The 22,906-nt window shown below is 57.3% G+C and carries 20 protein-coding genes, 1 other RNA gene and 1 other annotated feature; of the genes, 16 read left to right on the top strand and 5 right to left on the bottom strand.

Annotation, left to right across the window (positions count from 1 at the left end; translation table 11 throughout):
• Window positions 1–90: 90 nt before the first annotated feature.
• From rpmI to C1N56_RS10890, 12 genes are all read left to right on the top strand, one after another.
• Window positions 91–288 (top strand): 50S ribosomal protein L35, encoded by a 198-nt coding sequence (gene rpmI / locus C1N56_RS10945; protein WP_006118955.1) that lies wholly within the window; start codon window positions 91–93, stop codon window positions 286–288.
• 167 nt (window positions 289–455) lie between these two features.
• Complete coding sequence (gene rplT, locus C1N56_RS10940) at window positions 456–812, top strand: 50S ribosomal protein L20 (RefSeq protein ID WP_010616241.1); 357 nt, start codon at window positions 456–458, stop codon at window positions 810–812.
• A 115-nt stretch (window positions 813–927) separates the two neighbouring features.
• Window positions 928–1,053, top strand: a sequence feature (Phe leader region).
• Complete coding sequence (pheM, locus tag C1N56_RS10935) at window positions 933–977, top strand: pheST operon leader peptide PheM (RefSeq protein ID WP_121626058.1); 45 nt, start codon at window positions 933–935, stop codon at window positions 975–977. Its footprint overlaps the feature before it by 45 nt.
• A gap of 71 nt (window positions 1,054–1,124) precedes the next feature.
• Window positions 1,125–2,108 (top strand): phenylalanine--tRNA ligase subunit alpha, encoded by a 984-nt coding sequence (pheS, locus tag C1N56_RS10930; protein ID WP_125310477.1) that lies wholly within the window; start codon window positions 1,125–1,127, stop codon window positions 2,106–2,108.
• A gap of 14 nt (window positions 2,109–2,122) precedes the next feature.
• Window positions 2,123–4,510, top strand: coding sequence for a phenylalanine--tRNA ligase subunit beta (gene pheT / locus C1N56_RS10925; protein ID WP_394516653.1), 2,388 nt, complete (start codon window positions 2,123–2,125; stop codon window positions 4,508–4,510).
• Window positions 4,511–4,514: 4 nt separating this feature from the next.
• A complete protein-coding gene (gene ihfA, locus C1N56_RS10920; protein WP_021506246.1) occupies window positions 4,515–4,817 on the top strand; it encodes an integration host factor subunit alpha in 303 nt (100 codons plus the stop codon).
• Between the two features lie 133 nt (window positions 4,818–4,950).
• Complete coding sequence (gene btuC, locus C1N56_RS10915; RefSeq protein ID WP_021506244.1) at window positions 4,951–5,934, top strand: vitamin B12 ABC transporter permease BtuC; 984 nt, start codon at window positions 4,951–4,953, stop codon at window positions 5,932–5,934.
• A gap of 39 nt (window positions 5,935–5,973) precedes the next feature.
• A complete protein-coding gene (locus C1N56_RS10910; protein ID WP_021506243.1) occupies window positions 5,974–6,519 on the top strand; it encodes a glutathione peroxidase in 546 nt (181 codons plus the stop codon).
• Window positions 6,519–7,265, top strand: coding sequence for a vitamin B12 ABC transporter ATP-binding protein BtuD (btuD, locus tag C1N56_RS10905; RefSeq protein WP_394516652.1), 747 nt, complete (start codon window positions 6,519–6,521; stop codon window positions 7,263–7,265). The genes C1N56_RS10910 and btuD overlap by 1 nt, the downstream gene beginning before the upstream one ends.
• Before the next feature lie 64 nt (window positions 7,266–7,329).
• On the top strand, window positions 7,330–7,788 hold the full coding sequence (locus tag C1N56_RS10900; protein ID WP_021506241.1) for an NlpC/P60 family protein: 459 nt from the start codon (window positions 7,330–7,332) through the stop codon (window positions 7,786–7,788).
• A gap of 316 nt (window positions 7,789–8,104) precedes the next feature.
• Window positions 8,105–8,848, top strand: coding sequence for an EAL domain-containing protein (locus C1N56_RS10895; protein ID WP_166718736.1), 744 nt, complete (start codon window positions 8,105–8,107; stop codon window positions 8,846–8,848).
• 97 nt (window positions 8,849–8,945) lie between these two features.
• A complete protein-coding gene (locus C1N56_RS10890) occupies window positions 8,946–10,385 on the top strand; it encodes a protein adenylyltransferase SelO (RefSeq protein WP_394516206.1) in 1,440 nt (479 codons plus the stop codon).
• Window positions 10,386–10,391: 6 nt separating this feature from the next.
• On the opposite strand, the gene C1N56_RS10885 is transcribed toward C1N56_RS10890, so the two are convergent.
• Both C1N56_RS10885 and C1N56_RS10880 read right to left on the bottom strand, forming a co-directional pair.
• Window positions 10,392–11,438 carry a 3-deoxy-7-phosphoheptulonate synthase gene (locus C1N56_RS10885; RefSeq protein WP_021506238.1) on the bottom strand — a complete coding sequence of 349 codons (1,047 nt, stop codon included), beginning with the start codon at window positions 11,436–11,438 and terminating at the stop codon, window positions 10,392–10,394.
• Window positions 11,439–11,588: 150 nt separating this feature from the next.
• Complete coding sequence (locus C1N56_RS10880) at window positions 11,589–12,416, bottom strand: posphoenolpyruvate synthetase regulatory kinase/phosphorylase PpsR (RefSeq protein ID WP_021506237.1); 828 nt, start codon at window positions 12,414–12,416, stop codon at window positions 11,589–11,591.
• Window positions 12,417–12,864: 448 nt separating this feature from the next.
• Between C1N56_RS10880 and ppsA the strand changes: the two genes are divergently transcribed.
• A complete protein-coding gene (gene ppsA, locus C1N56_RS10875) occupies window positions 12,865–15,252 on the top strand; it encodes a phosphoenolpyruvate synthase (protein ID WP_031279179.1) in 2,388 nt (795 codons plus the stop codon).
• Window positions 15,253–15,392: 140 nt separating this feature from the next.
• Here the strand turns inward: ppsA and rprA are convergent.
• Both rprA and ydiK read right to left on the bottom strand, forming a co-directional pair.
• An RNA gene (gene rprA / locus C1N56_RS10870) (antisense sRNA RprA) lies at window positions 15,393–15,500 on the bottom strand.
• Window positions 15,501–15,830: 330 nt separating this feature from the next.
• Window positions 15,831–16,943 carry an AI-2E family transporter YdiK gene (ydiK, locus tag C1N56_RS10865; protein WP_021506235.1) on the bottom strand — a complete coding sequence of 371 codons (1,113 nt, stop codon included), beginning with the start codon at window positions 16,941–16,943 and terminating at the stop codon, window positions 15,831–15,833.
• Between the two features lie 204 nt (window positions 16,944–17,147).
• Here ydiK and C1N56_RS10860 point away from each other — a divergent pair, with 204 nt between their 5' ends.
• Window positions 17,148–20,201, top strand: coding sequence for a D-2-hydroxyglutarate dehydrogenase YdiJ (locus C1N56_RS10860; RefSeq protein ID WP_394516651.1), 3,054 nt, complete (start codon window positions 17,148–17,150; stop codon window positions 20,199–20,201).
• Between the two features lie 30 nt (window positions 20,202–20,231).
• On the opposite strand, the gene C1N56_RS10855 is transcribed toward C1N56_RS10860, so the two are convergent.
• Window positions 20,232–20,636, bottom strand: coding sequence for a hypothetical protein (locus C1N56_RS10855; protein ID WP_058769696.1), 405 nt, complete (start codon window positions 20,634–20,636; stop codon window positions 20,232–20,234).
• Between the two features lie 390 nt (window positions 20,637–21,026).
• Between C1N56_RS10855 and sufA the strand changes: the two genes are divergently transcribed.
• Both sufA and sufB read left to right on the top strand, forming a co-directional pair.
• Complete coding sequence (sufA, locus tag C1N56_RS10850) at window positions 21,027–21,401, top strand: Fe-S cluster assembly scaffold SufA (protein ID WP_010616252.1); 375 nt, start codon at window positions 21,027–21,029, stop codon at window positions 21,399–21,401.
• A 7-nt stretch (window positions 21,402–21,408) separates the two neighbouring features.
• Window positions 21,409–22,902, top strand: a complete 1,494-nt coding sequence (sufB, locus tag C1N56_RS10845) for a Fe-S cluster assembly protein SufB (RefSeq protein WP_021506232.1) — start codon at window positions 21,409–21,411, stop codon at window positions 22,900–22,902.
• Window positions 22,903–22,906: the final 4 nt, after the last annotated feature.

Here is a 22,906-nt window from a genome sequence, read left to right as displayed (position 1 = left end):
TAATAATGCCGCGTAGCGTTCGCGCTGCGCGGATTTTTATTCGCCTGTCTGGTTCATTTTATTAACAATGCGAAGTGGATATTTGTAAAAATGCCAAAGATTAAAACTGTACGTGGCGCCGCAAAGCGCTTCAAGAAGACCGCTTCTGGCGGCTTCAAGCGTAAGCACGCAAACCTGCGTCATATTCTGACTAAAAAGTCTACTAAGCGTAAACGTCACCTGCGTCCAAAAGGCATGGTGTCTAAAGGCGATCTGGGTCTGGTTGTTGCCTGCCTGCCGTACGCATAAGTTAACCCTTTTTTAATTCCCCGATAGATTTCGGGTTGCAGTCAGGGGCAACGGAATGAATCCTGGAGCTTACATCAGTAAGTGCCTGGGATGAATGAAGGTAGCCAACGCCACTGCGGCACGAAAGATGATGGGGAAATCACAGAATATGATATAGGAGAGCTCACATGGCTCGCGTAAAACGTGGTGTAATTGCTCGCGCACGTCACAAGAAAATCTTAAAACAAGCTAAAGGCTACTATGGTGCACGTTCACGTGTTTACCGCGTTGCCTTCCAGGCTGTTATCAAAGCTGGTCAGTATGCTTACCGCGACCGTCGTCAGCGTAAGCGTCAGTTCCGTCAGCTGTGGATCGCACGTATCAACGCTGCGGCGCGTCAGAACGGTATCTCTTACAGCCGTTTCATCAATGGCCTGAAAAAAGCGTCCATTGAAATCGACCGTAAAATCCTCGCTGACATCGCTGTATTCGACAAAGTGGCATTCACTGCACTGGTTGAAAAAGCAAAATCAGCTCTGGCGTAAGTCAGGTAAAAAAGGGAGCTTGCTCCCTTTTTTATTGCCTGCAACCCACGCAAATGATTGACATTTTAGCCGCAGGGCATTTCAATAGTGCGGTTTCTATCAAGACAAGGTAACGCAAGCATGCACGCTGCTATTTTCCGTTTCTTTTTTTACTTTAGCGCCTGATCGTCAGGGGCTTTTGCGCATAAGAAAAGAAACGAAAAATCGCGCTGAAAGCCTCCCTCGTGGAGGCTTTTTTGTTTCCGGCGACACTTAATCGGATCGCACGATCCCAACGAGAACTGACCAGCCCGGCTGGAAGAAGAGGAAATCATGTCCCAACTCGCAGACCTGGTGGCCCGTGCCACGGCCGCCATCGACGAGGCGTCGGATATCGCCGCCCTGGACGCCGTGCGCGTCGAATTTCTGGGTAAAAAAGGGCACCTGACGCTGCAAATGACCACCCTGCGTGAACTGCCGGCGGAAGAGCGCCCGGCGGCCGGTGCGGTCATCAACGACGCCAAACAGCAGGTACAGGACCGTCTCAACGCGCGTAAAGATACGCTGGAAAGCGCGGCACTGAACGCCCGTCTGGCGGCAGAAACCATCGACGTGTCGCTGCCTGGCCGCCGCGTTGAGAATGGCGGTCTGCATCCGGTGACCCGCACCATCGATCGTATCGAAACCTTTTTCGGCGAGTTGGGTTTTGCGGTGGCGACCGGTCCGGAAATTGAAGACGATTATCACAACTTCGATGCGCTGAATATTCCGGGTCATCACCCGGCTCGCGCCGATCACGACACCTTCTGGTTCGACGCCACGCGCCTGCTGCGTACCCAGACGTCGGGCGTGCAGATCCGCACCATGAAAAATCAGCAGCCGCCGATTCGGATCATCGCGCCGGGCCGCGTTTACCGTAACGATTACGATCAGACGCACACCCCGATGTTCCATCAGATGGAAGGTCTGATTGTCGATAAAGACATCAGCTTCACCAATCTGAAAGGCACGCTGCATGACTTCCTGAACAACTTCTTCGAAGAGAACCTGCAGATTCGTTTCCGCCCGTCCTATTTCCCGTTCACCGAACCGTCAGCGGAAGTGGACGTGATGGGTAAAAACGGCAAATGGCTGGAAGTGCTGGGATGCGGCATGGTGCATCCGAACGTACTGCGCAACGTGGGCATCGATCCGGAAATCTACTCCGGCTTCGCCTTCGGTATGGGCATGGAGCGTCTGACCATGCTGCGCTACGGTGTGACCGATCTGCGCGCCTTCTTCGAAAACGATTTACGTTTCCTCAAACAATTTAAATAAGGGCAGGTTATCCAATGAAATTCAGTGAACTCTGGTTACGCGAATGGGTAAATCCAGCCCTGGACAGCGCCGCGCTGTCTGAGCAAATCACCATGGCCGGTCTGGAAGTCGACGGCGTTGATGCAGTTGCCGGTGCCTTTCATGGCGTCGTGGTGGGTGAAGTGGTGGAGTGCGGCCAGCACCCGAACGCCGACAAACTGCGCGTCACCAAAATCAACGTCGGTGGCGATCGCCTGCTGGATATCGTCTGCGGCGCGCCAAACTGCCGTCAGGGGCTGAAAGTGGCGGTGGCGACTGTTGGTGCCGTGCTGCCAGGCGATTTCAAAATCAAAGCGGCAAAACTGCGCGGTGAGCCGTCAGAAGGCATGCTGTGCTCGTTCTCCGAGCTGGGGATTTCTGACGATCACAACGGTATTATCGAGCTGCCAGCCGATGCGCCGGTGGGCACCGATATTCGCCAGTACCTGCAGCTGGATGACAACACCATCGAAATCAGCGTGACGCCAAACCGTGCCGACTGCCTGGGCATCATCGGTATCGCGCGTGACGTGGCGGTGATCAATGGCCTGCCGCTGCAGGCGCCGGTCATCGAGCCGGTTAAAGCCACCATTAGCGACACCTTCCCGATTCGCGTTGACGCCACCGATGCCTGCCCGCGCTACCTGGGCCGCGTGGTAAAAGGCGTAAACGTGAAAGCTGAAACGCCGCTGTGGATGCGCGAAAAACTGCGCCGCTGCGGTATCCGCTCGATCGATCCGGTAGTGGATATCACTAACTACGTGCTGCTGGAGCTCGGCCAGCCGATGCACGCCTTCGATCTCGACCGCATTGACGGCGGTATCGTGGTGCGCATGGCGAAAGAGGGGGAAACCCTGACGCTGCTCGACGGCAGCGAAGCGACCCTCCACAGCGATACGCTGGTGATTGCGGATCACCACAAAGCGCTGGCGATGGGGGGCATCTTCGGCGGTGAGCACTCCGGCGTCAACGAAGCGACGCAGAACGTACTGTTTGAGTGCGCGTTCTTCGATCCGCTGGCGATCACCGGTCGTGCGCGTCGTCATGGCCTGCATACCGATGCTTCCCACCGCTACGAGCGCGGTGTCGATCCGGCGCTGCAGCATAAGGCGCTGGAGCGCGCCACTCAGCTGCTGCTGGCGATTTGCGGCGGCGAAGCCGGCCCGGTTATCGATCAGACCGATGCCAGCAAACTGCCGGCGCGCGCCACCATTACGCTGCGCCGTGAGAAGCTGGACCGCCTGATTGGCCACGTCATTGCGGATGAGCAGGTGACCGATATCCTGACCCGTCTCGGCTGTGACGTCACCGTTGGCAACGGCGAATGGCAGGCCGTCGCCCCGAGCTGGCGCTTCGATATGGCCATCGAAGAAGACCTGGTCGAAGAAGTGGCGCGCGTATACGGCTACAACAACATTCCGGATGTGCCGGTGAAAGCCAGCCTGCTGATGACCCAGCACCGTGAAGCCGATCTGTCTCTGAAGCGTGCCAAAAACCTGCTGGTGGATAAAGGCTATCAGGAAGCGATTACCTACAGCTTTGTCGATCCGAAAGTGCAGCAGCTGTTGCATCCGGGCGAAGAAGCGCTGATTCTGCCCAGCCCGATTTCCAGCGATATGTCGGCAATGCGCCTGTCGCTGTGGACCGGTCTGCTCGGCGCCGTGGTGTATAACCAGAACCGTCAGCAGAGCCGTGTGCGCCTGTTTGAGAGCGGTTTACGCTTTGTGCCTGATACGCAGGCCGATCTCGGCATCCGTCAGGATCTTATGCTGGCGGGCGTGCTAAGCGGTAACCGCTACGAAGAGCACTGGGATCTGGCGCGCCAGACGGTTGACTTCTATGATTTGAAAGGCGATTTAGAGTCGCTGCTGGATTTGACCGGTAAACTCGACGCGATTTCGTTCCGTGCAGAAGCCAATCCGGCGCTGCATCCGGGACAGAGTGCTGGCATTTATTTAGCCGGCGAACGAATCGGATTTATCGGGGTGGTTCATCCGGAGCTGGAACGTAAGCTGGATCTTAACGGCCGCACCTTAGTGTTTGAACTGCTTTGGAATAAGGTCGCAGACCGCGTCCTGCCTGACGCGCGCGAGATCTCACGCTTCCCGGCAAACCGCCGTGACATCGCTGTGGTAGTGGCTGAAAATGTGCCCGCAGCAGATATCATCGCGGAGTGTAAGAAAGTTGGCGTAAATCAGGTAGTTGGCGTAAACTTGTTTGACGTGTACCGTGGTAAGGGCGTAAACGAGGGTGAAAAGAGCCTCGCGATTAGCCTGATTTTGCAGGATACCAGCCGGACACTCGAAGAAGAGGAGATTGCTGCGACCGTTGCCAAATGCGTTGCAGCATTAAAAGAGCGATTCCAGGCAACCTTGAGGGATTGAACCTATGGCGCTTACAAAAGCTGAAATGTCAGAGTACCTGTTTGAAAAACTCGGGTTGAGCAAACGCGATGCCAAAGAGTTGGTAGAGCTTTTTTTCGAAGAAGTTCGCCGCGCGTTGGAAAACGGAGAACAGGTAAAACTGTCCGGATTTGGTAATTTTGATCTGCGTGACAAAAACCAGCGTCCGGGCCGTAACCCGAAGACGGGGGAAGATATTCCAATCACCGCCCGCCGCGTGGTGACATTCCGTCCGGGGCAGAAGTTGAAAAGTCGCGTGGAGAACGCGTCACCCAAGGATGCTGACTGATTTCAGTATGACAAAAAGGCCGCTCAGCGGCCTTTTTTATGCGCGCAATCCCGGCAGCACGCTGCAGGCGCGGCTTTCTTTTTAGCGTAATCTCTCTACAATCAAACCTCTGTTTTCTCAGCCAATCTTACTTATGACTCTGCTGGATCAGCTGGCCCAACAGGCCGACCGTCGCAGCCGGCGCTGGCTCGGCGCGCTTACTGCCGCAGTGCTGCTGCTGCTGGTGCTCAGTCTGTGCACGGGCGACAGCTGGATTTCTCCGCTGCAATGGTTTTCTGCCAGCGGCGATCTGTTCGTCTGGCAGCTTCGCCTGCCGCGCACCCTGGCGGTGCTGCTGGTGGGCGCGGCGCTGGCAGTCTGCGGCGTGGTGATGCAGGCGCTGTTCAACAATCCGCTGGCGGAGCCCGGGCTGCTGGGCGTATCGAACGGTGCCGGCATTGGCCTGGTGCTGGCGGTGCTGCTGGGTAACGGCGCACTGTGGAGCCTGGCTCTGGCAGCGATGGCGGGCGCGCTGCTGATCACGCTGATCCTGCTGCATTTTGCCCATCGTCAGCTGTCGGCCAGCCGTCTGCTGCTGACCGGCGTGGCGCTCGGCATTATCTGTAGCGCCATCATGACGTGGGCGGTGTACTTTAGCACCAGCCTCGATCTGCGCCAGCTGATGTATTGGATGATGGGGGGATTTAGCGGCATCGACTGGCGCTACGGCTGGATGATGCTGGCCCTGCTGCCGGTAACGCTGGCGCTGCTGGCCAGCGCCCGGACGCTTAATCTGCTGGCGCTGGGGGAGGTGTCGGCGCGGCAGCTCGGCCTGCCACTGCTGCTGTGGCGCAATCTGCTGGTGCTGGCGATGGGCTGGCTGGTGGGCGTCAGCGTGGCGATGGCCGGTGCGATTGGATTTGTCGGACTGGTTATCCCCCATCTGCTGCGCCTCAGCGGCCTGAGCGATCATCGCTACCTGCTGCCGGCCGCGGCGCTGGCGGGCGCGGCGGTACTGCTGGCGGCGGACATTCTGGCACGGCTGGTGCTCACCTCGGCCGAGCTGCCAATTGGGGTGGTCACTGCCACGCTCGGCGCGCCACTGTTTATCATGTTATTAGTGAAGTCTTCGCGCTAGCTGCGGCTGGCACAGTGCAATCAACAACGGGAATCGACGATGAGCCTTTATCAGACAGAACTGGTTACGCTGGACGGTGAAAAAACCACGCTGGCACAGTATCAGGGCAAGGTGCTGCTGGTGGTTAACGTAGCATCAAAATGCGGCCTGACGCCGCAGTATGAACAGCTGGAGTCGCTGCAGAAGGCCTGGCAGGACAAAGATTTCAGCGTGCTGGGCTTCCCCTGCAATCAGTTTCTTGAGCAGGAACCAGGCAGCAATGAAGAGATCAAAACCTTCTGCAGCACCACGTACGGCGTAACCTTCCCGCTGTTCGACAAAACGGACGTTAACGGCGAGCAGCGTCATCCGCTGTACCGTCAGCTGGTCGCCGCGCAGCCGGAAGCCGAACGCCCGGCAGGCAGCGGTTTCCTTGAGCGCATGGAGAGCAAAGGCCGCGCGCCAAAAGCGCCGGGCGATATCCTGTGGAATTTCGAAAAATTCCTCATCAATAAACAGGGTGAGGTGATCGCGCGCTTCTCGCCGGACATGACGCCGGACGATCCGATCATTCTGAAGCGCATTGAGCAGGCGCTGGCGGCGTAATGCTGCTGCAGTGCCACGACCTGCGCGTGCCCGGACGGCTGAGCGCGGGGGAGCTGACACTCTGCCGCGGTGAGCGCGTGCACGTGGTCGGCCCTAACGGCGCCGGCAAGAGCACGCTGCTGACCGCGCTCGCTGGCCTGCTCGACGCCGAAGGGCAGCTGACGCTGGCCGGCCAGCCGCTGCGAAGCTGGTCGGGTGCCGCACTGGCACAGCAGCGCGCCTGGCTCCCGCAGCAGCAGCCGGCGCCTGCGGCGCTGCCGGTGTGGCACTATCTGCGGCTGCACAGCCCGCCGGGCGGCGATAACGCGCAGGCGACGCTCACTGACCTGCTGCAGCAGCTTGGCTTGCAGGATAAGCTGACGCGTCCGCTGGCGCAGCTTTCCGGCGGTGAGTGGCAGCGGGTGCGCCTGGCGGCGGTGGTGCTGCAGATCCATCCGGCAATTAATCCGCGCGGTGCGTTACTGATTCTGGATGAGCCGCTCACCGCGCTTGACATCGCACAGCAGCGCGCGGTGGATAAGCTGCTGTTGCAGCTCAGCGAGGCCGGCATCGCCATTGTCGCCAGCGGACACGATCTCAACCACAGCCTGCGCCATGCCGATCGCGTCTGGCTGATGCATCAGGGCCGCGTAGTCAGTCAGGGCAGGGCGCGCGAGGTGCTGACCGCCGAGCGACTGGCACCGCTTTATCAGGCCGAATTCGTGCAGCTGGAGACGCCACAGGGGCCGCTGCTTTATCTTCCCTGACTTGCGCGCCGCGCCGCTTTGTCGCTACAGTGTCAGCCGGACGACGTTTTTAAGGACTATTCTGATGCGGCTGACCCTGTTTCTCCTCGTGTTGCTGCTGGCGGGCTGTAGCCATCATGCGCCGCCGCCCAATGGCCGTCTGTCTGACTCAATCACCGTGATTGCGCAACTTAACGATCAGCTCAGCCGCTGGCGCGGTACACCTTATCGCTATGGCGGGTTAAGCCGCGGTGGCGTGGATTGCTCGGGTTTTGTCTACCTGACCTTTCGTGACCGCTTTGACCTGCAGCTGCCGCGCTCAACGATTGATCAGACCGATATTGGCACGCGCATCGATAAAAGCGATCTGCTGCCCGGCGACCTGGTATTTTTCAAAACCGGCAGCGGCGAAAATGGCCTTCACGTCGGCATCTATGACACCGACAATACCTTCATTCACGCCTCTACCAGCCAGGGCGTGATCCGCTCCTCGCTGGATAATGTTTACTGGCGCAAAGTATTCTGGCAGGCGCGTCGCATCTAATCCGCTTAACCCATTAGTGTTAAAAAAAGGCGTAATAATCAGATGGGTTTTGATCCGATTTATTTGTTTTTTTCCGCCAGATATAACTCTCATTTAAAATGGCACTTTACCGCAATCGGGTTTGCGACTAAAAATAGACGTCAGTGAATTTAATCAGTATGGACATTAACCTGGATCATTTGGCTTAAGTATTATTTGATGCAGAAAAGTCGGTAATTAGACAGAAAACGGCGTCTCTTCTAACGTTTGGTCCTATTGCCTGACCGTTTTCATTGATATACGATGCGCCAATTGCCACTGCATCTGGCTGTAAAAAATGAAAGTCCATTTATCTGCCGACTATCAGTCGGAAACCTGGTTTTATCCTGCCTATTCCCTGGCGGGCCAGCTGACTGCGGTTGAGCTGGTCACCCAGTTTGTTCATGACAGTGCGCCGATTACGCTGCCGCAGGACTTGCTGTTGCCGCAGCTTGACGATGCCCAGCAATTACGTTTGCTGCAGAGCCAGTTAGTGCTGCTGGAAAAGTACCGTGACTTTTTTGAGTTACATCAAATTATCGCGCTGGTTCGTATTGATGAATCTATGGCCACGACGCTATTGGCCAGTGAGTTTCTCTTAAGGAAATTTAAACAACTTCCCTTTATTGTTTTGGATATCAGTGAAACGTTTCCGCAATTATCGGCTGGCAAAAAGCAGCCGCTGTTAGCACGCCTGCAACAGGAATTTCGCTTATCGCTTTCTCAATTTGGGTCAGGAAAAGCACCGGCTACGGCAGTATACGAAAATCTGTTTAGCGTGTTAAAAATGGACAAAGCGTTTATTCATGCACTGGCGAAACGTGCCTCATTTACGCCATTTATTCAGACTGTTATCGATAATTTTTCCGCTTACGCCCCGCAAATAATTATTTGTGGCGTTGACGATAATGCCCTGCTGGAGAAAGTCAGTTCCCTGAGCGGCGCGCAGCTGCAGGGCAGCCTGTTCCCGGTGGTTAAAGCGGAACGGTTAAGCGATCTCATCTATCCGCACGTCACGCTCACCACGCCTTCACAGCAGTAACCTTTCATCTGTCTTCTCCGTCACCCCGACGGTAGACTACGCTTTATCTTTAAACGCAATGCGGGTGGCGCATCGTTGCGCACCTTCCGGAGTGTCGATGCAATTTATTAATAGCTGGCAGCAGACGTTGCCGGGATTCTACACCGCGCTGGACCCAACGCCGCTTGCCGGCGGGCGGCTGTGTTATCACAATGTCGCGCTGGCGCAGGAGATGGGCCTGGATGCCGCGCTGTTTGCTGGCAAAGGCCACGGCGTGTGGTATGGCGCAGCGTTACTTCCCGGCATGTCGCCGCTGGCGCAGGTCTACAGCGGGCACCAGTTTGGCGTGTGGGCTGGCCAGCTGGGCGACGGACGTGGTCTGCTGCTTGGCGAACAGCAACTGGCCGACGGCCGCAAACTTGACTGGCATCTGAAAGGCGCGGGCCTGACCCCCTATTCACGCATGGGCGATGGCCGCGCGGTGATCCGTTCCAGCGTGCGCGAGTTTCTCGCCTCGGAAGCGCTGCACCATCTTGGCATCCCGACCACGCGCGCGCTGGCGCTGGCCATTGGCGACGAACCGGTCCAGCGTGAAACCCGCGAGCGCGGCGCGATGCTGATGCGCATCGCCGACAGCCATCTGCGCTTTGGTCACTTCGAGCATTTCTATTACGGCGGCGAGCCGGAGAAAGTGCGCCAGCTGGCGGACTACGCGATTCATCATCACTGGCCGCAGCTGGAGCAGGAGGCCGATCGCTACCTGTTGTGGTTTACCGATATCGTCAAACGCACCGCCAGCCTGATTGCCCAGTGGCAGAGCGTCGGCTTCGCGCATGGCGTGATGAATACCGATAATATGTCGATCCTCGGCCTGACGCTCGATTACGGGCCATACGGTTTCCTTGATGACTACGATGCGGATTTCATCTGTAATCACAGCGATTATCAGGGGCGCTACGCCTTCAGCAACCAGCCGATGATCGGCTTGTGGAATCTTAACCGCCTGGCGCATGCGCTGTCCGGTTTGCTGAGCACGGAACAGTTGAAACAGGCGCTCAGCCATTACGAGAGCGAGCTGATGCGGGTGTGGGGCGAGAAAATGCGCGCGAAGCTCGGGCTGCTGACCGCCGATGCGGGGGATAACGCTATTCTCACTGACCTGCTGGCGCTGATGACGGCAGAGCACAGCGATTACACCCTGACGTTCCGTCTGCTGAGCGAGACGCAGCAGGCAGAGACGCGTTCACCGCTGCGCGATGAGTTTATCGACCGTGACGCCTTCGACCGCTGGTATCACGGCTATCGCCAGCGCCTGCTGCAGGATGGCGTCAGCGATGCGCAGCGTCAGGCAGTCATGAAAGCGGCTAACCCGGCGCTGGTGTTGCGCAACTATCTGGCCCAGCAGGTGATCGATGAGGTTGAGCAGGGGGAAACGGCGGCGCTGGCCAGATTACATCTGGCGCTGCAGCAGCCGTTTAACGAGGCGGCCATCAGTCCGGAACTGCGCCAGCGGCCGCCGGAGTGGGGAAAAACGCTGGAGGTAAGCTGCTCCAGCTAGCAGGCATCAGAAGCGGCTGTCCACGGCAGCCGCCAGCAGCGCCAGCACCTCCGCGCTGTCATCCCAGCCGAGGCACGGATCGGTAATCGACTGGCCGTAGGTCAGCGGCTGTCCGCTCACCACTTTCTGATTCCCCTCCTGCAGGAAACTCTCAATCATCACTCCCGCCACTGCCCGCGAACCGGCACGGATCTGCGCCGCCACGTCCTGCGCCACATCGCGCTGGCGGCGATGCTGCTTCAGGCAGTTGCCGTGGCTGAAGTCGATCACCAGCTGTTCCGGCAGGTTGAAGTCGCGCAGGTTGGCGGCCGCAGCGGCGACATCTTCAGCGTGGTAGTTTGGCTGACGCCCGCCGCGCAGGATCACGTGACCGTGCGGGTTGCCGCTGGTCTGATAAATCGTCATCTGCCCGGTTTTGTCAGGTGACAGGAACATATGGCTGACGCGCGCGGCGCGAATCGCATCAACCGCGATCTGCACGTTGCCGTCGGTGCCATTCTTGAAGCCCACCGGGCAGGAGAGCGCCGAGGCCATTTCACGGTGAATCTGGCTCTCGGTGGTGCGCGCGCCAATCGCGCCCCAGCTGATCAGGTCGGCAATAAACTGGCCGATCACCATATCGAGAAATTCCGTGGCGGTTGGCATGCCGATGGCGTTGATATCCAGCAGCAGCTGGCGTGCGATAGCGATGCCGCGGTTGACGTCGAAGCTGCCATCGAGATCCGGATCGGAAATCAGGCCTTTCCAGCCCACCACGGTTCGCGGCTTCTCAAAGTAGGCGCGCATCACAATTTCCAGCCGGTCCTTGTGCTGTTCACGCAGCAGATTGAGACGCTCTGCGTACTCCAGCGCAGCCTTGGGATCGTGCAGCGAGCAGGGGCCGATAATCACCAGCAGGCGTGGATCTTCACCGGTCAGGATACGCGCGATGCGCTGACGCGCGGCGGTAACGTTAGCGGCAATCGCCGCCGAAATGGGGTGTTGTTGCGCCAGCGCGGCCGGCGTCAGCAGCGTGCCGATGCGCGCGGTGCGCAGTTCATCAGTTTTGTTCATTGGGATTCTCAAAAATCTGTTCTTCGCAGCGGTGAAATACCGGGAAGTGATGATGATCACAATAAACCATTAGCCCGTGAATTCAACCAGCTAAATCAAAAGGCTATTCATTACTGACGGCAGCCAGGCTTTACAACCTGGCAGGTGAGGTCAGTACATGCTGCGGCGCAGGCCCATGATGTCGAGGATTTTGGTGGCGATCTCTTCGACAGAGTAATTGGTGCTGTTGAGATAGCGAATCTGATGGGTGCGGAACAGCGCTTCCACTTCACCGACCTCCAGCCGGCACTGACGCATTGACGCATAGCGGGTATTTTCAGCGCGCTCCTGACGAATCGCCGCCAGCCGTTCCGGATCGATGGTCAGGCCAAACAGCTTGTGCTGATGGGCGCGCAGCGCAGGCGGCAGTTTCAGATTATCCATGTCATCGGCGATGAACGGATAGTTAGCCGCGCGGACGCCAAACTGCATCGCCAGATACAGACTGGTCGGGGTTTTGCCGCAGCGCGATACCCCCAGCAGAATCACCTGCGCATCTTCCAGCCCGCGCAGCGAAATACCGTCATCGTGCGCCAGGGTGTAATCAATCGCGGCGATACGGGCATCGTATTTGCCTAAGTTACTGGCAGTCAGGCCGTGGGTGCGGTGCGCCACCGGCATGGAGGCCACGCCCAGTTCACTCTGCAGCGGTGCCACCAGCGCCTGCACGATGTCCTGGCAGAAACCTTCGCTCTCCAGAATGATATCGCGCACCTCCGGTGTGACAATCGAGAAAAACACCAGCGGGCGCACGCCGCTCTGCTGGTAGAGCGCATTGATCTGGGCTTTCACCGCCTGGGCGCGCTGCACATTCTCCACGAACGGCAGCGTCACGCTGTTGGTATTCACCGGAAACTGTGACAGCACCGCGTGGCCCAGCACTTCCGCGGTGATGGCGGTGCCGTCAGAGATATAGAATACGCTGCGTTCAGTGCTCATGGTTGACCTCATACTTTTGTTTACTTTTGCGTAACATTATCACCTAAAATATTTCATTTTCACTAAGGGTAAAATGAAATATCCATATCTGGCCGGCGAATAATCTATTTTTACGCTGCGCTGATTACCCATCATAGATGAAAAGCCGGGTTGTTCAGCGCTAATTTCTCGCTTTTGCCCGCGCGGGCGCAAAATAAAAACGGCAAGCGTTGCGCAACAAAAATCGTGGCTAACCTCATGAAAAAGTGAAAAATATCGCATTGCCAATAGGTTGGTAAAAAATAGCTGCGTTGCGCAACAAGGCGCTTTTCGGGGAGTAATCCGATTTTAACGCTGATTTTCTGCTTTAACGATTCAACACTTAGTCTTTATTAATTGATTGTGCCAGGCTGATTTGGCGAATAGCAAAATGTTCCATGTGCTCCAATCATTTAAAAGGATAATCTCAATGTCCAATCAAGACCAACAGTCGCTAGTGCTCTGGTACAACCAGCTTGGCATGCATGATGTTGATCGGGTAGGGGGCAAGAATGCTTCCCTGGGAGAAATGATTACCAATTTGTCGTCGCTCGGGGTATCCGTGCCAAACGGCTACGCGACGACATCTTACGCTTTTAATCAGTTTCTCGACCAAAGCGGACTGAACCAGCGTATTTATGCATTGCTGGACAACACGGATATTGATGATGTTGCAGCGCTGGCGCAGGCCGGCAAACAGATTCGTCAATGGGTGGTGGATACGCCTTTCCAGCCAGAGCTGGAAGCGGCGATTCGCAGCGCCTATGAACAACTTTCTGCTGATGACGCCGAAGCCTCCTTTGCGGTGCGCTCTTCGGCCACCGCCGAGGATATGCCCGATGCCTCGTTTGCTGGCCAGCAGGAAACTTTCCTTAACGTGCAGGGCTTCGACGCGGTGCTGGTGGCCGTGAAGCACGTATTCGCCTCGCTGTTTAACGATCGCGCCATTTCATACCGCGTGCATCAGGGCTATGACCACCGTGGCGTGGCGCTCTCGGCCGGTGTACAGCGCATGGTACGTTCCGATCTCGCCTCCTCCGGCGTGATGTTCACCATTGATACCGAATCCGGCTTCGACCAGGTGGTGTTCATCACCTCGGCGTTCGGTCTTGGCGAAATGGTGGTGCAGGGCGCGGTTAACCCGGATGAGTTTTACGTGCACAAACCGACGCTGGCTGCTAATCGCCCGGCGATTGTGCGCCGTACGCTGGGCTCGAAGAAGATCCGCATGGTGTATGCCGATTCGCAGGAGCACGGCGAACAGGTGCGCATTGAGGACGTGGAACAGGAACAGCGAGACCGCTTTAGCCTGACCGATGACGAAGTGCAGGCACTGGCGCGCCAGGCGGTGCTGATTGAGCAGCACTATAAGCGTCCGATGGATATTGAGTGGGCCAAAGATGGCCACACCGGCAAACTGTTCATCGTGCAGGCGCGGCCGGAAACGGTGCGTTCCAACGGACAGGTGATGGAACGCTACAGCCTGCAGGGCAAAGGCAGCGTGCTGGTGGAAGGCCGGGCCATCGGCCATCGCATCGGTGCGGGTGAAGTGAAGGTGATTCACGACATCAGCGAGATGCACCGCATCGAGAAAGGCGATGTGCTGGTCACCGACATGACCGACCCGGACTGGGAACCGATCATGAAGAAGGCGTCGGCGATCGTCACCAACCGTGGCGGGCGGACCTGTCACGCGGCAATTATTGCGCGCGAGCTGGGCATTCCGGCAGTGGTGGGCTGTGGTGACGCCACCGAGCACCTGAAGGACGGTCATAAGGTCACGGTGTCCTGCGCCGAAGGCGATACCGGCTATGTGTATAACGATCTGCTGGACTTTGAAGTCACCAGCTCGCAGGTTGATACCATGCCGGATCTGCCGCTGAAAATTATGATGAACGTCGGTAACCCGGATCGCGCGTTTGACTTTGCCTGCCTGCCCAATGAAGGCGTTGGACTGGCGCGTCTGGAGTTCATCATCAACCGCATGATTGGCGTGCACCCGAAAGCCCTGCTGGAGTTTGATCAGCAGACGCCGGAACTGCAGGCGCAGATTGGTCAGATGATGAAAGGCTTTGACGATCCGGTGGAGTTCTACATCGCGCGCCTGACCGAAGGTATCGCCACGCTGGGCGCGGCCTTCGCGCCGAAGCGGGTGATAGTGCGGTTGTCGGATTTCAAAACCAACGAGTATGCCAACCTGGTCGGCGGCGAGCGTTACGAGCCGGAAGAGGAAAACCCGATGCTGGGCTTCCGCGGTGCCGGACGCTACGTGGCCGACAGCTTCCGCGACTGCTTTGCGCTGGAGTGTGAAGCCGTGAAGCGCGTGCGCAACGAGATGGGGCTGACCAACGTTGAGATCATGGTGCCGTTTGTACGCACCGTCGATCAGGCCGAGGCCGTGGTGGCCGAGCTGGCGAAGCAGGGCCTGAAACGCGGCGAGAACGGACTGAAGGTGATCATGATGTGTGAGATCCCGTCCAACGCGCTGCTGGCAGAGCAGTTCCTGCAGCATTTTGACGGCTTCTCTATCGGCTCCAACGACATGACGCAGCTGGCGCTGGGGCTGGATCGCGACTCCGGCGTGGTGTCGGCGCTGTTTGATGAGCGCAACGATGCGGTGAAGGCGCTGCTGTCGATGTCGATTCAGGCGGCGAAGAAGCAGGGTAAATACGTCGGTATCTGCGGCCAGGGACCTTCCGATCATCAGGACTTTGCTGCCTGGCTGATGGAGCAGGGCATCGACAGCCTGTCGCTCAACCCGGATACCGTGGTGGAAACCTGGCTGAGCCTCGCTGAGCTGGACGCGGCCAAAGCGTAATCTGTTATACCTGCCTGGTGCCCGGCAACCGTCGGGCACCTGTCCCTTATCCCATCCCACTTTTCACAACATAAGATTGCCATAAACCCAGCGCTGACGGCGTTCGCCGCCGGGCCGCTCTGTTTATCGCTGAATTGCAGGCAAAAAAAAGCCCATCACAGGGGATGGGCAAAGACTACACACAGCAATTCTTCACTTTACTCAGGGGAAAAAGGTTGTTTAAAAATCAGTGGCTTGATTTAAAACATAGTGAACATGTTATTCACCGCAGCCGCTGGCGTCTTTAAGAATCCTCTTATTAGTTTAAAGCTGATAATCTTTCATTACGTTTTATGACCCATCCGGCACAGGAATCAGTGCGAAAAATAATCATTTTATCGGTGCGATCGGGCTTAAACGCTGAAAAGTGCGTTTTTTCTTAAAAATCACTAATGGAAAAAATTATTGTGCCGCGAAATTAAGTGGTACGGATTAATGAGTGTTAACCACGGCTGACTAATGCAAATCGCGATGGGTGCGGAGAGGGAAAAGCGGATAAGCAAACCGGGCCTGGGGCCCGGTTATGCGCCGGAAGCGCGTTACGGCTGCGGCTCTTCGTGTTCGGCCAGTGCTTCGATGGCCGTTTCCGGATCGTCATCCGGTGCCGGCGCTTCATGCATCCACACCGAAACCAGCCGGTAAGAGACCGCCAGCACGACCGGACCGATAAACAGTCCAATCATACCGAAGGCGATCAGCCCGCCGATGACGCCGGAAAGTATCAGAATCATCGGTAAATCAGCGCCCATGCGAATCAGCATCGGACGCAGCACGTTATCCAGCGTGCCGACCACGCAGCTCCACACCAGCAGCACCGTGCCCCAGGTGGTGTCGCCGCTCCAGTAGAGCCAGATAATTGCCGGCACCAGCACAATCAACGGTCCAAGCTGCACCAGGCAGGTAAGAATCATTAATACGGTCAGCAGCGTGGCATACGGAATGCCGGAAATCGCCAGACCGATGCCGCCCAGCACGCCCTGCACCAGCGCAGTCACCACCACGCCGAGCGCCACGGCACGGATCGCCTGACCGGCCAGCAGCACGGCGGCGTCACCGCGCCGTCCGCCCATGCGGTAGGCAAAGTGCCGGATGCCGAGACCAACCTGCTCACCGCGCCAGTACAGCAGCACGCTGAACAGCAGCATCAGGGCAAGGTGCAGCATGAAACGGCCAAAGTGTCCGGCCTGGGCGACAAAGAAGCCGGTGGTGCGACCAATATAAGGCTGGACCTGGCTCATGATCGCCGCGCCGCCGCCGTCGATCAGTTTATGGTAGCTGGAATAGAGTTTGCGTCCGGCATAGGGAATATCGCGCAGCCAGGCAAGATCCGGCAGCACCAGATGGCGCTGGGTCGCCCAGGCGATGACCGGCGCGCTGTTATCAATCAGGCTGCTGACCAGCAGCGCGATTGGAATAATAAACAGCAGCAACAGCAGAATCGTCATGGCAATCACCGCCAGCGAACGGCGACCCCACAGCAGTTGCTGCAGACGAATCATTAGCGGCCAGGTGGCAATCACCACCATGCTGGCCCAGGCGAAGCCGAGAATGAACGGCTGCACCACCCACAGACAGGCAATGATCATCAGCAAAATAAACATCAGCGAGAACAACATTTGCGGTAGATCCACACCGCGTTGCAGGCTTTTCATCACAACACAGACCTCAGTAATCCTTCAGGAGGGCGCTCCGCGGCGCCTTCACAATGATGATCTATTTCCTGAAAATTAAACAGAAAAAGCAGCGCGACGCGGCCGTTTTCCTGAAAAAACAGCGGGCGGCAAAAAAATGTGATACAACCAAGAGCTGAAAAAAATTAACCACGCAAACGTTTACAACATCCCGGTCACGAAATAATGATCCCACAGATTTCTCAGGCGCCAGGCCTCGTTCAACTGGTGCTGACATTCCTGCAGTCGCTGAAAGAACAAGGTTTTACCGGCGACACCGCGACCAGCTATGCCGACCGCCTCACGCTCTCCACCGATAACAGCATCTATCAGCTCCTGCCCGATGCGGCGCTGTTTCCGCGTTCAACGGCGGACGTGGCGCTGATTGCCCGACTGGCTGGTGAGCCACGTTTCAACAGCCTGGTGTTTACCCCGCGCGGCGGCGGTACCGGCACTAACGGGCAGTCGCTCAATCAGGGCATTGTGGTCGACATGTCGCGCTACATGAACCGCATCCTTGAGATCAACACCGAGCAGGGCTGGGTGCGGGTTGAAGCCGGCGTGGTGAAGGACCAGCTCAACGCCTGGCTCAGGCCGTACGGCTTTTTCTTCTCTCCGGAGCTGTCGACCAGTAACCGCGCCACGCTGGGCGGCATGATCAATACCGATGCCTCCGGTCAGGGATCGCTGGAGTATGGCAAAACCTCCGATCACGTCGAAGGCCTGCGAGCCGTTCTGCTGGGCGGCGAAATTCTTGATACGCGCGCCATGCCCACCGCGCTGGCGGAACAGCTGGCCACGACGCCGACCGCTGAAGGGCGCATCTATAAAGCAGTGCTTAACCGCTGCCGCGAGCAGCGTGAACTGATTCTGGCAAAATTCCCCAAACTGAATCGCTTCCTCACCGGTTATGACCTGCGCCATGTGTTCAGTGATGATTTGCAAACTTTCGACCTGACGCGCCTGTTGTGCGGTGCCGAAGGCACGCTGGCCTTTATCACCGAAGCCCGGCTGGATATCACACCTATTCCCAAAGTGCGCCGGCTGGTGAACATTAAGTACGATTCGTTCGATTCCGCACTGCGCAATGCGCCTTTTATGGTCGAGGCGCAGGCCCTGTCGGTGGAGACGGTGGATTCGAAAGTGCTGAACCTGGCGCGCGAGGATATCGTCTGGCATTCAGTCAGCGAGCTGATCACCGATGTGCCAGGCAAAGAGATGCTCGGCCTGAATATTGTCGAGTTTGCCGGCGACGATGCGGCGCTGATTGCGCAGCAGGTGACCACGCTGTGCGCGCGGCTGGATGAGCTGATGGCGCAGCAGCAGGGTGGCGTGATGGGCTATCAGCTGTGTGATGATCTGGCGGGCATTGAGCGCATCTATAACATGCGTAAAAAAGCGGTGGGTCTGCTTGGCAACGCCAAAGGGCGCGCCAAACCGATTCCGTTCGTGGAAGACACCGCCGTGCCGCCGGAGCATCTGGCGGATTACATTGTGGATTTTCGTGCACTGCTCGACAGCCACGGCCTGAGCTACGGCATGTTTGGTCACGTGGATGCCGGCGTGCTGCACGTGCGTCCGGCGCTGGACATGTGCGATCCGCAGCAGGAGATGCTGATGAAGCAGATCTCGGACGAAGTGGTGGCGCTTACCGCGCGCTACGGCGGTCTGCTGTGGGGCGAGCACGGCAAAGGCTTTCGCGCCCAGTACAGTCCGGCGTTCTTTGGCGAAACGCTGTTTAATGAGCTGCGTCGCATCAAAGCGGCGTTCGATCCGGATAACCGTCTCAACCCCGGCAAAATCTGTACGCCGCTGGGTAACGACGAACCCATGATGCAGGTCGATGCCGCCACGCGCGGCAGCTGGGATCGCCAGATTCCGCTGACGGTACGCAATGACTGGCGCGGCGCGATGGAGTGTAACGGCAACGGACTGTGCTTCAACTTTGACGTGCGCAGCCCGATGTGCCCGTCGATGAAAATCACCCGCAATCGTATCCATTCGCCAAAAGGACGCGCCACGCTAACGCGTGAGTGGCTGCGCCTGCTGGCGGAGCAGGGCGTTGACCCGCTTAAGCTGGAGCAGGCCTTGCCAGCACAGGGCGCCAGCCTGCGCAGTCTGATTCAGCGCACGCGCAATTCGTGGCATGCGAAGCAGGGCGAATATGACTTCTCGCATGAAGTGAAAGAGGCGATGTCCGGCTGCCTGGCGTGTAAAGCCTGTTCGACGCAGTGCCCGATTAAAATCGATGTGCCGAACTTCCGCTCGCGCTTCCTGCAGCTTTATCACACCCGCTATCTGCGCCCTGTCAGCGACCATCTGGTGGCGTCGGTTGAAAGCTATGCGCCGCTAATGGCGAAAGCACCGCGGGTGTTCAACTTCTTCCTGAAACAGCCGTGGATGCGCGACCTCAGCCAGCGCCACATCGGCATGGTGGATCTGCCGCTGCTCTCCTCGCCCAGCCTGAAGCAGCAGCTGAGCGGCCACCCGGCGATGCGGGTCACGCTGGAGCAACTGGAGGCGATGGATGCGGCCCAGCGCGAACAGCACGTGCTGGTGGTGCAGGATCCGTTTACCAGCTATTACGAAGCGCAGCTGGTGACCGATTTCATCCGGCTGATTGAAAAACTCGGCTACCGGCCGGTGCTGCTACCGTTCTCTCCTAACGGGAAAGCGCAGCACGTGAAAGGTTTTCTGCAGCGCTTTGCCCGCACCGCCGGCAAAACCGCTGAGTTCCTCAACCGGGTGGCGCAGCTCGGTGTGCCGATGGTCGGTGTCGATCCGGCCACGGTATTGTGCTATCGCGACGAATATCAGCAGGTGCTGGGCGAGCAGCGCGGCACGTTCAGTGTGCAGCTGGTGCATGAATGGCTGCACGGCGCGCTGGCCGGGCGCGACGTGCAGATCGCCAGCGGCGAAGCCTGGTATCTGTTTGCCCACTGCACTGAGGTCACGGCGCTGCCGTCAACGCCTAATCAGTGGCAGGCTATTTTTGCCCGTTTTGGCGCGAAGCTGGAGAACATCAACGTGGGCTGCTGTGGCATGGCCGGCACTTATGGTCACGAGAGTAAAAACCTGGCCAACTCGCTGGGCATTTATGAACTGTCGTGGCATCCGCAACTGCAGAAGCTGCCGCGTCAGCGCTGTCTGGCGACCGGCTTCTCCTGCCGCAGCCAGGTGAAACGCGCCGAGGGCAACGGTATGCGCCATCCGCTACAGGCTTTGCTGGAATTGATGTAAACAAATTGTAGGAGCCGTCACAAAGCTGGATTAGAATATCCAGCCTGCGTGGCGGACGAAATCACTTTGCAGGCGGGTCGCCTGGTCCCAGTCGCCGCTGAGCGCCAGTTGATGACACAAACGGGTCAGCGACAGGCGCGCCAGCTGGTAAGCCTGAATACGGAACAGGCGATCGCGATCGGCATTGCCCATCTCCTGCACTAAGCGGTGGTGCAGCTTGCCCATCGCGTGCAGGTAGCTGTGATCGTCGCCGTTCAGCTGGCAGATTTCGGCCATGTCGAGACAGGTATCGTTAAAACGACGCAGTTGTTCAATGGAACAATCGGTGCGGTTGAGCTTTGCCTGAGCCAGATAGAAGTCGACGGTGATATCGCGGATCGAAAACTTATATTCGTCGATTTTGTGTTGTAACCAGGCTGAGACGGAAAGCGTCATGTCGCCACCCAAAGTAGGTTAATGATAATCATTATCATATTAAACCGCGCCAGGAATGCAATTCCCGCCGTGAAATTTTATTGATTTCCTTTGCCTGTTACAAAAATCGGCAATAACAATCTCTTTACATTCAGCAAAGGCGTAACCTATCAATCAGAGCATAAACGTAAAAAGCGAACTGGAAAATTTACGGCTTATGAACAGGTTACGTTCTGACAGCGCGCGCGGGAATGGCGCGCACAAGCTGATGGGAAGGGACTATGCTTAATAAAGCAGCAGTAAAAAACAGCACGAGATGATTATCCCTGCAAAACAAGAGGTTGAAGTGATATGTGATATCACTACCATAGGGGGATAGCCTGAAAAGGCCCAGACTTACGAGGTAGCACTATGTCATCAGTAAATGCAGCGTCTTTTTCACCTGACGAATTCGTCTGGAAAGGGCTCACGCTGACCGAGTCGGCAGCGAAACAGATTCTCAGCCTGGTGGAACAGGACCCGGAAGTTAAGGGCCTGAAACTGGGTGTGAAACAGTCCGGCTGTGCCGGTTTTGGGTACGTTATGGACCTGGTGAAAGCGCCTGCCGATGACGACCTGCAGTTCGAGCAATATGGCGCAAAACTGTTTGTGCCGCTTCAGGCGATGCCGTTTGTTGACGGTACCGAGCTGGATTATGTCCGCGAAGGCCTGAACCAGATTTTTAAATTCAACAACCCTAAAGCTCAGCACGCCTGCGGGTGCGGTGAAAGCTTTGGCGTCGAGTAAGTGAAATATGTCACGACACAGCGAAGCATCTGACGATGTACAAACCTGGGAAGGCAGCCTGAACTATAAAGAAGGCTTCTTCACCCAGCTGCAAACCGACGAACTGGCACACGGCATCAATGAAGATGTGGTGCGTGCCATTTCGGCCAAACGTAACGAACCCGAGTGGATGCTGGAGTTCCGTCTCAAGGCGTTTCGCGCCTGGCTGGAGATGGAAGAGCCACACTGGCTGAAAGCGCACTACGACAAACTCGATTATCAGGATTACAGCTACTATTCCGCGCCGTCCTGCGGCAATTGCGATGACAGCTGTGCCTCTGAACCGGGTGCCACCCAGACGTCCGGCAGCGTCGCCTCCAGCGATTACCTGACCAAAGAAGTGGAAGACGCGTTTAACCAGCTGGGCGTGCCGGTGCGTGAAGGCAGAGAAGTGGCGGTGGACGCCATTTTCGACTCGGTGTCCGTGTCGACCACTTATCGTGACAAGCTGGCTGAGCAGGGCATTATTTTCTGCTCCTTCGGTGAAGCGATCCACGATCATCCGGAGCTGGTACAGAAGTATCTTGGCACCGTGGTGCCGCACAACGATAACTTCTTTGCTGCGCTCAACTCGGCGGTGGCGTCCGACGGTACCTTCGTCTACATCCCGAAAGGCGTGCGTTGCCCGATGGAGCTGTCGACCTATTTCCGCATCAACGCGGCGAAAACCGGCCAGTTCGAGCGTACCATTCTGATTGCTGATGAAGACAGCTACGTCAGCTACATCGAAGGCTGTTCAGCGCCGGTGCGCGACACCTACCAGCTGCACGCAGCGGTCGTCGAAGTGATCATCCACAAAAACGCCGAAGTGAAATACTCCACGGTGCAGAACTGGTTCCCGGGCGGAGAAGGCGAGGGCGGTATCCTCAACTTCGTGACCAAGCGTGCGCTGTGTGAAGGCGAGCACAGCAAGATGTCTTGGACGCAGTCCGAGACCGGCTCAGCCATCACCTGGAAATACCCGAGCTGCATCCTGCGCGGTGATTACTCAGTGGGCGAATTCTACTCCGTCGCGCTGACCAGCGGTCGCCAGCAGGCCGATACCGGTACCAAGATGATTCACATTGGTAAAAACACCAAATCGACCATCATCTCGAAAGGTATTTCGGCCGGTAAGAGCCAGAACACCTACCGCGGCCTGGTGAAAATCATGCCGACCGCGACTAACGCGCGTAACTTCACCCAGTGTGACTCGATGCTGATTGGACCGGACTGCGGTGCGCACACCTTCCCGTACGTGGAAACGCGCAACAACAGCGCGCAGCTTGAGCACGAAGCCACGACGTCGCGCATCGGTGAAGATCAGATGTTCTACTGTCTGCAGCGCGGCATTAGCGAAGAAGATGCGATCTCGATGATCGTCAACGGCTTCTGCAAAGACGTTTTCTCCGAGCTGCCACTGGAATTTGCCGTGGAAGCGCAAAAACTGTTAGCGATCAGCCTTGAGCACAGTGTCGGCTGATGCC

The organism is Pantoea sp. SGAir0175, assembly GCF_043547855.1.
The sequence above is the reverse complement of the archived record's forward strand: the minus strand, read 5'-3'. Positions and strand labels throughout refer to the sequence as shown.

What these genes read in the sequence shown, in the direction of transcription:
- btuC (WP_021506244.1), top strand. Translation starts at nt 4,951, where the DNA reads ATGACTCTGCTGGATCAGCTGGCCCAACAGGCCGACCGTCGCAGCCGG.
- ihfA (WP_021506246.1), top strand. Translation starts at nt 4,515, where the DNA reads ATGGCGCTTACAAAAGCTGAAATGTCAGAGTACCTGTTTGAAAAACTC.
- C1N56_RS10860 (WP_394516651.1), top strand. Translation starts at nt 17,148, where the DNA reads ATGATCCCACAGATTTCTCAGGCGCCAGGCCTCGTTCAACTGGTGCTG.
- C1N56_RS10895 (WP_166718736.1), top strand. Translation starts at nt 8,105, where the DNA reads ATGAAAGTCCATTTATCTGCCGACTATCAGTCGGAAACCTGGTTTTAT.
- ydiK (WP_021506235.1), bottom strand. Translation starts at nt 16,943, where the DNA reads ATGAAAAGCCTGCAACGCGGTGTGGATCTACCGCAAATGTTGTTCTCG.
- C1N56_RS10910 (WP_021506243.1), top strand. Translation starts at nt 5,974, where the DNA reads ATGAGCCTTTATCAGACAGAACTGGTTACGCTGGACGGTGAAAAAACC.
- rplT (WP_010616241.1), top strand. Translation starts at nt 456, where the DNA reads ATGGCTCGCGTAAAACGTGGTGTAATTGCTCGCGCACGTCACAAGAAA.
- rpmI (WP_006118955.1), top strand. Translation starts at nt 91, where the DNA reads ATGCCAAAGATTAAAACTGTACGTGGCGCCGCAAAGCGCTTCAAGAAG.
- C1N56_RS10900 (WP_021506241.1), top strand. Translation starts at nt 7,330, where the DNA reads ATGCGGCTGACCCTGTTTCTCCTCGTGTTGCTGCTGGCGGGCTGTAGC.
- C1N56_RS10855 (WP_058769696.1), bottom strand. Translation starts at nt 20,636, where the DNA reads ATGACGCTTTCCGTCTCAGCCTGGTTACAACACAAAATCGACGAATAT.
- sufB (WP_021506232.1), top strand. Translation starts at nt 21,409, where the DNA reads ATGTCACGACACAGCGAAGCATCTGACGATGTACAAACCTGGGAAGGC.
- btuD (WP_394516652.1), top strand. Translation starts at nt 6,519, where the DNA reads ATGCTGCTGCAGTGCCACGACCTGCGCGTGCCCGGACGGCTGAGCGCG.
- pheT (WP_394516653.1), top strand. Translation starts at nt 2,123, where the DNA reads ATGAAATTCAGTGAACTCTGGTTACGCGAATGGGTAAATCCAGCCCTG.
- sufA (WP_010616252.1), top strand. Translation starts at nt 21,027, where the DNA reads ATGTCATCAGTAAATGCAGCGTCTTTTTCACCTGACGAATTCGTCTGG.
- C1N56_RS10880 (WP_021506237.1), bottom strand. Translation starts at nt 12,416, where the DNA reads ATGAGCACTGAACGCAGCGTATTCTATATCTCTGACGGCACCGCCATC.
- C1N56_RS10890 (WP_394516206.1), top strand. Translation starts at nt 8,946, where the DNA reads ATGCAATTTATTAATAGCTGGCAGCAGACGTTGCCGGGATTCTACACC.
- C1N56_RS10885 (WP_021506238.1), bottom strand. Translation starts at nt 11,438, where the DNA reads ATGAACAAAACTGATGAACTGCGCACCGCGCGCATCGGCACGCTGCTG.
- ppsA (WP_031279179.1), top strand. Translation starts at nt 12,865, where the DNA reads ATGTCCAATCAAGACCAACAGTCGCTAGTGCTCTGGTACAACCAGCTT.
- pheS (WP_125310477.1), top strand. Translation starts at nt 1,125, where the DNA reads ATGTCCCAACTCGCAGACCTGGTGGCCCGTGCCACGGCCGCCATCGAC.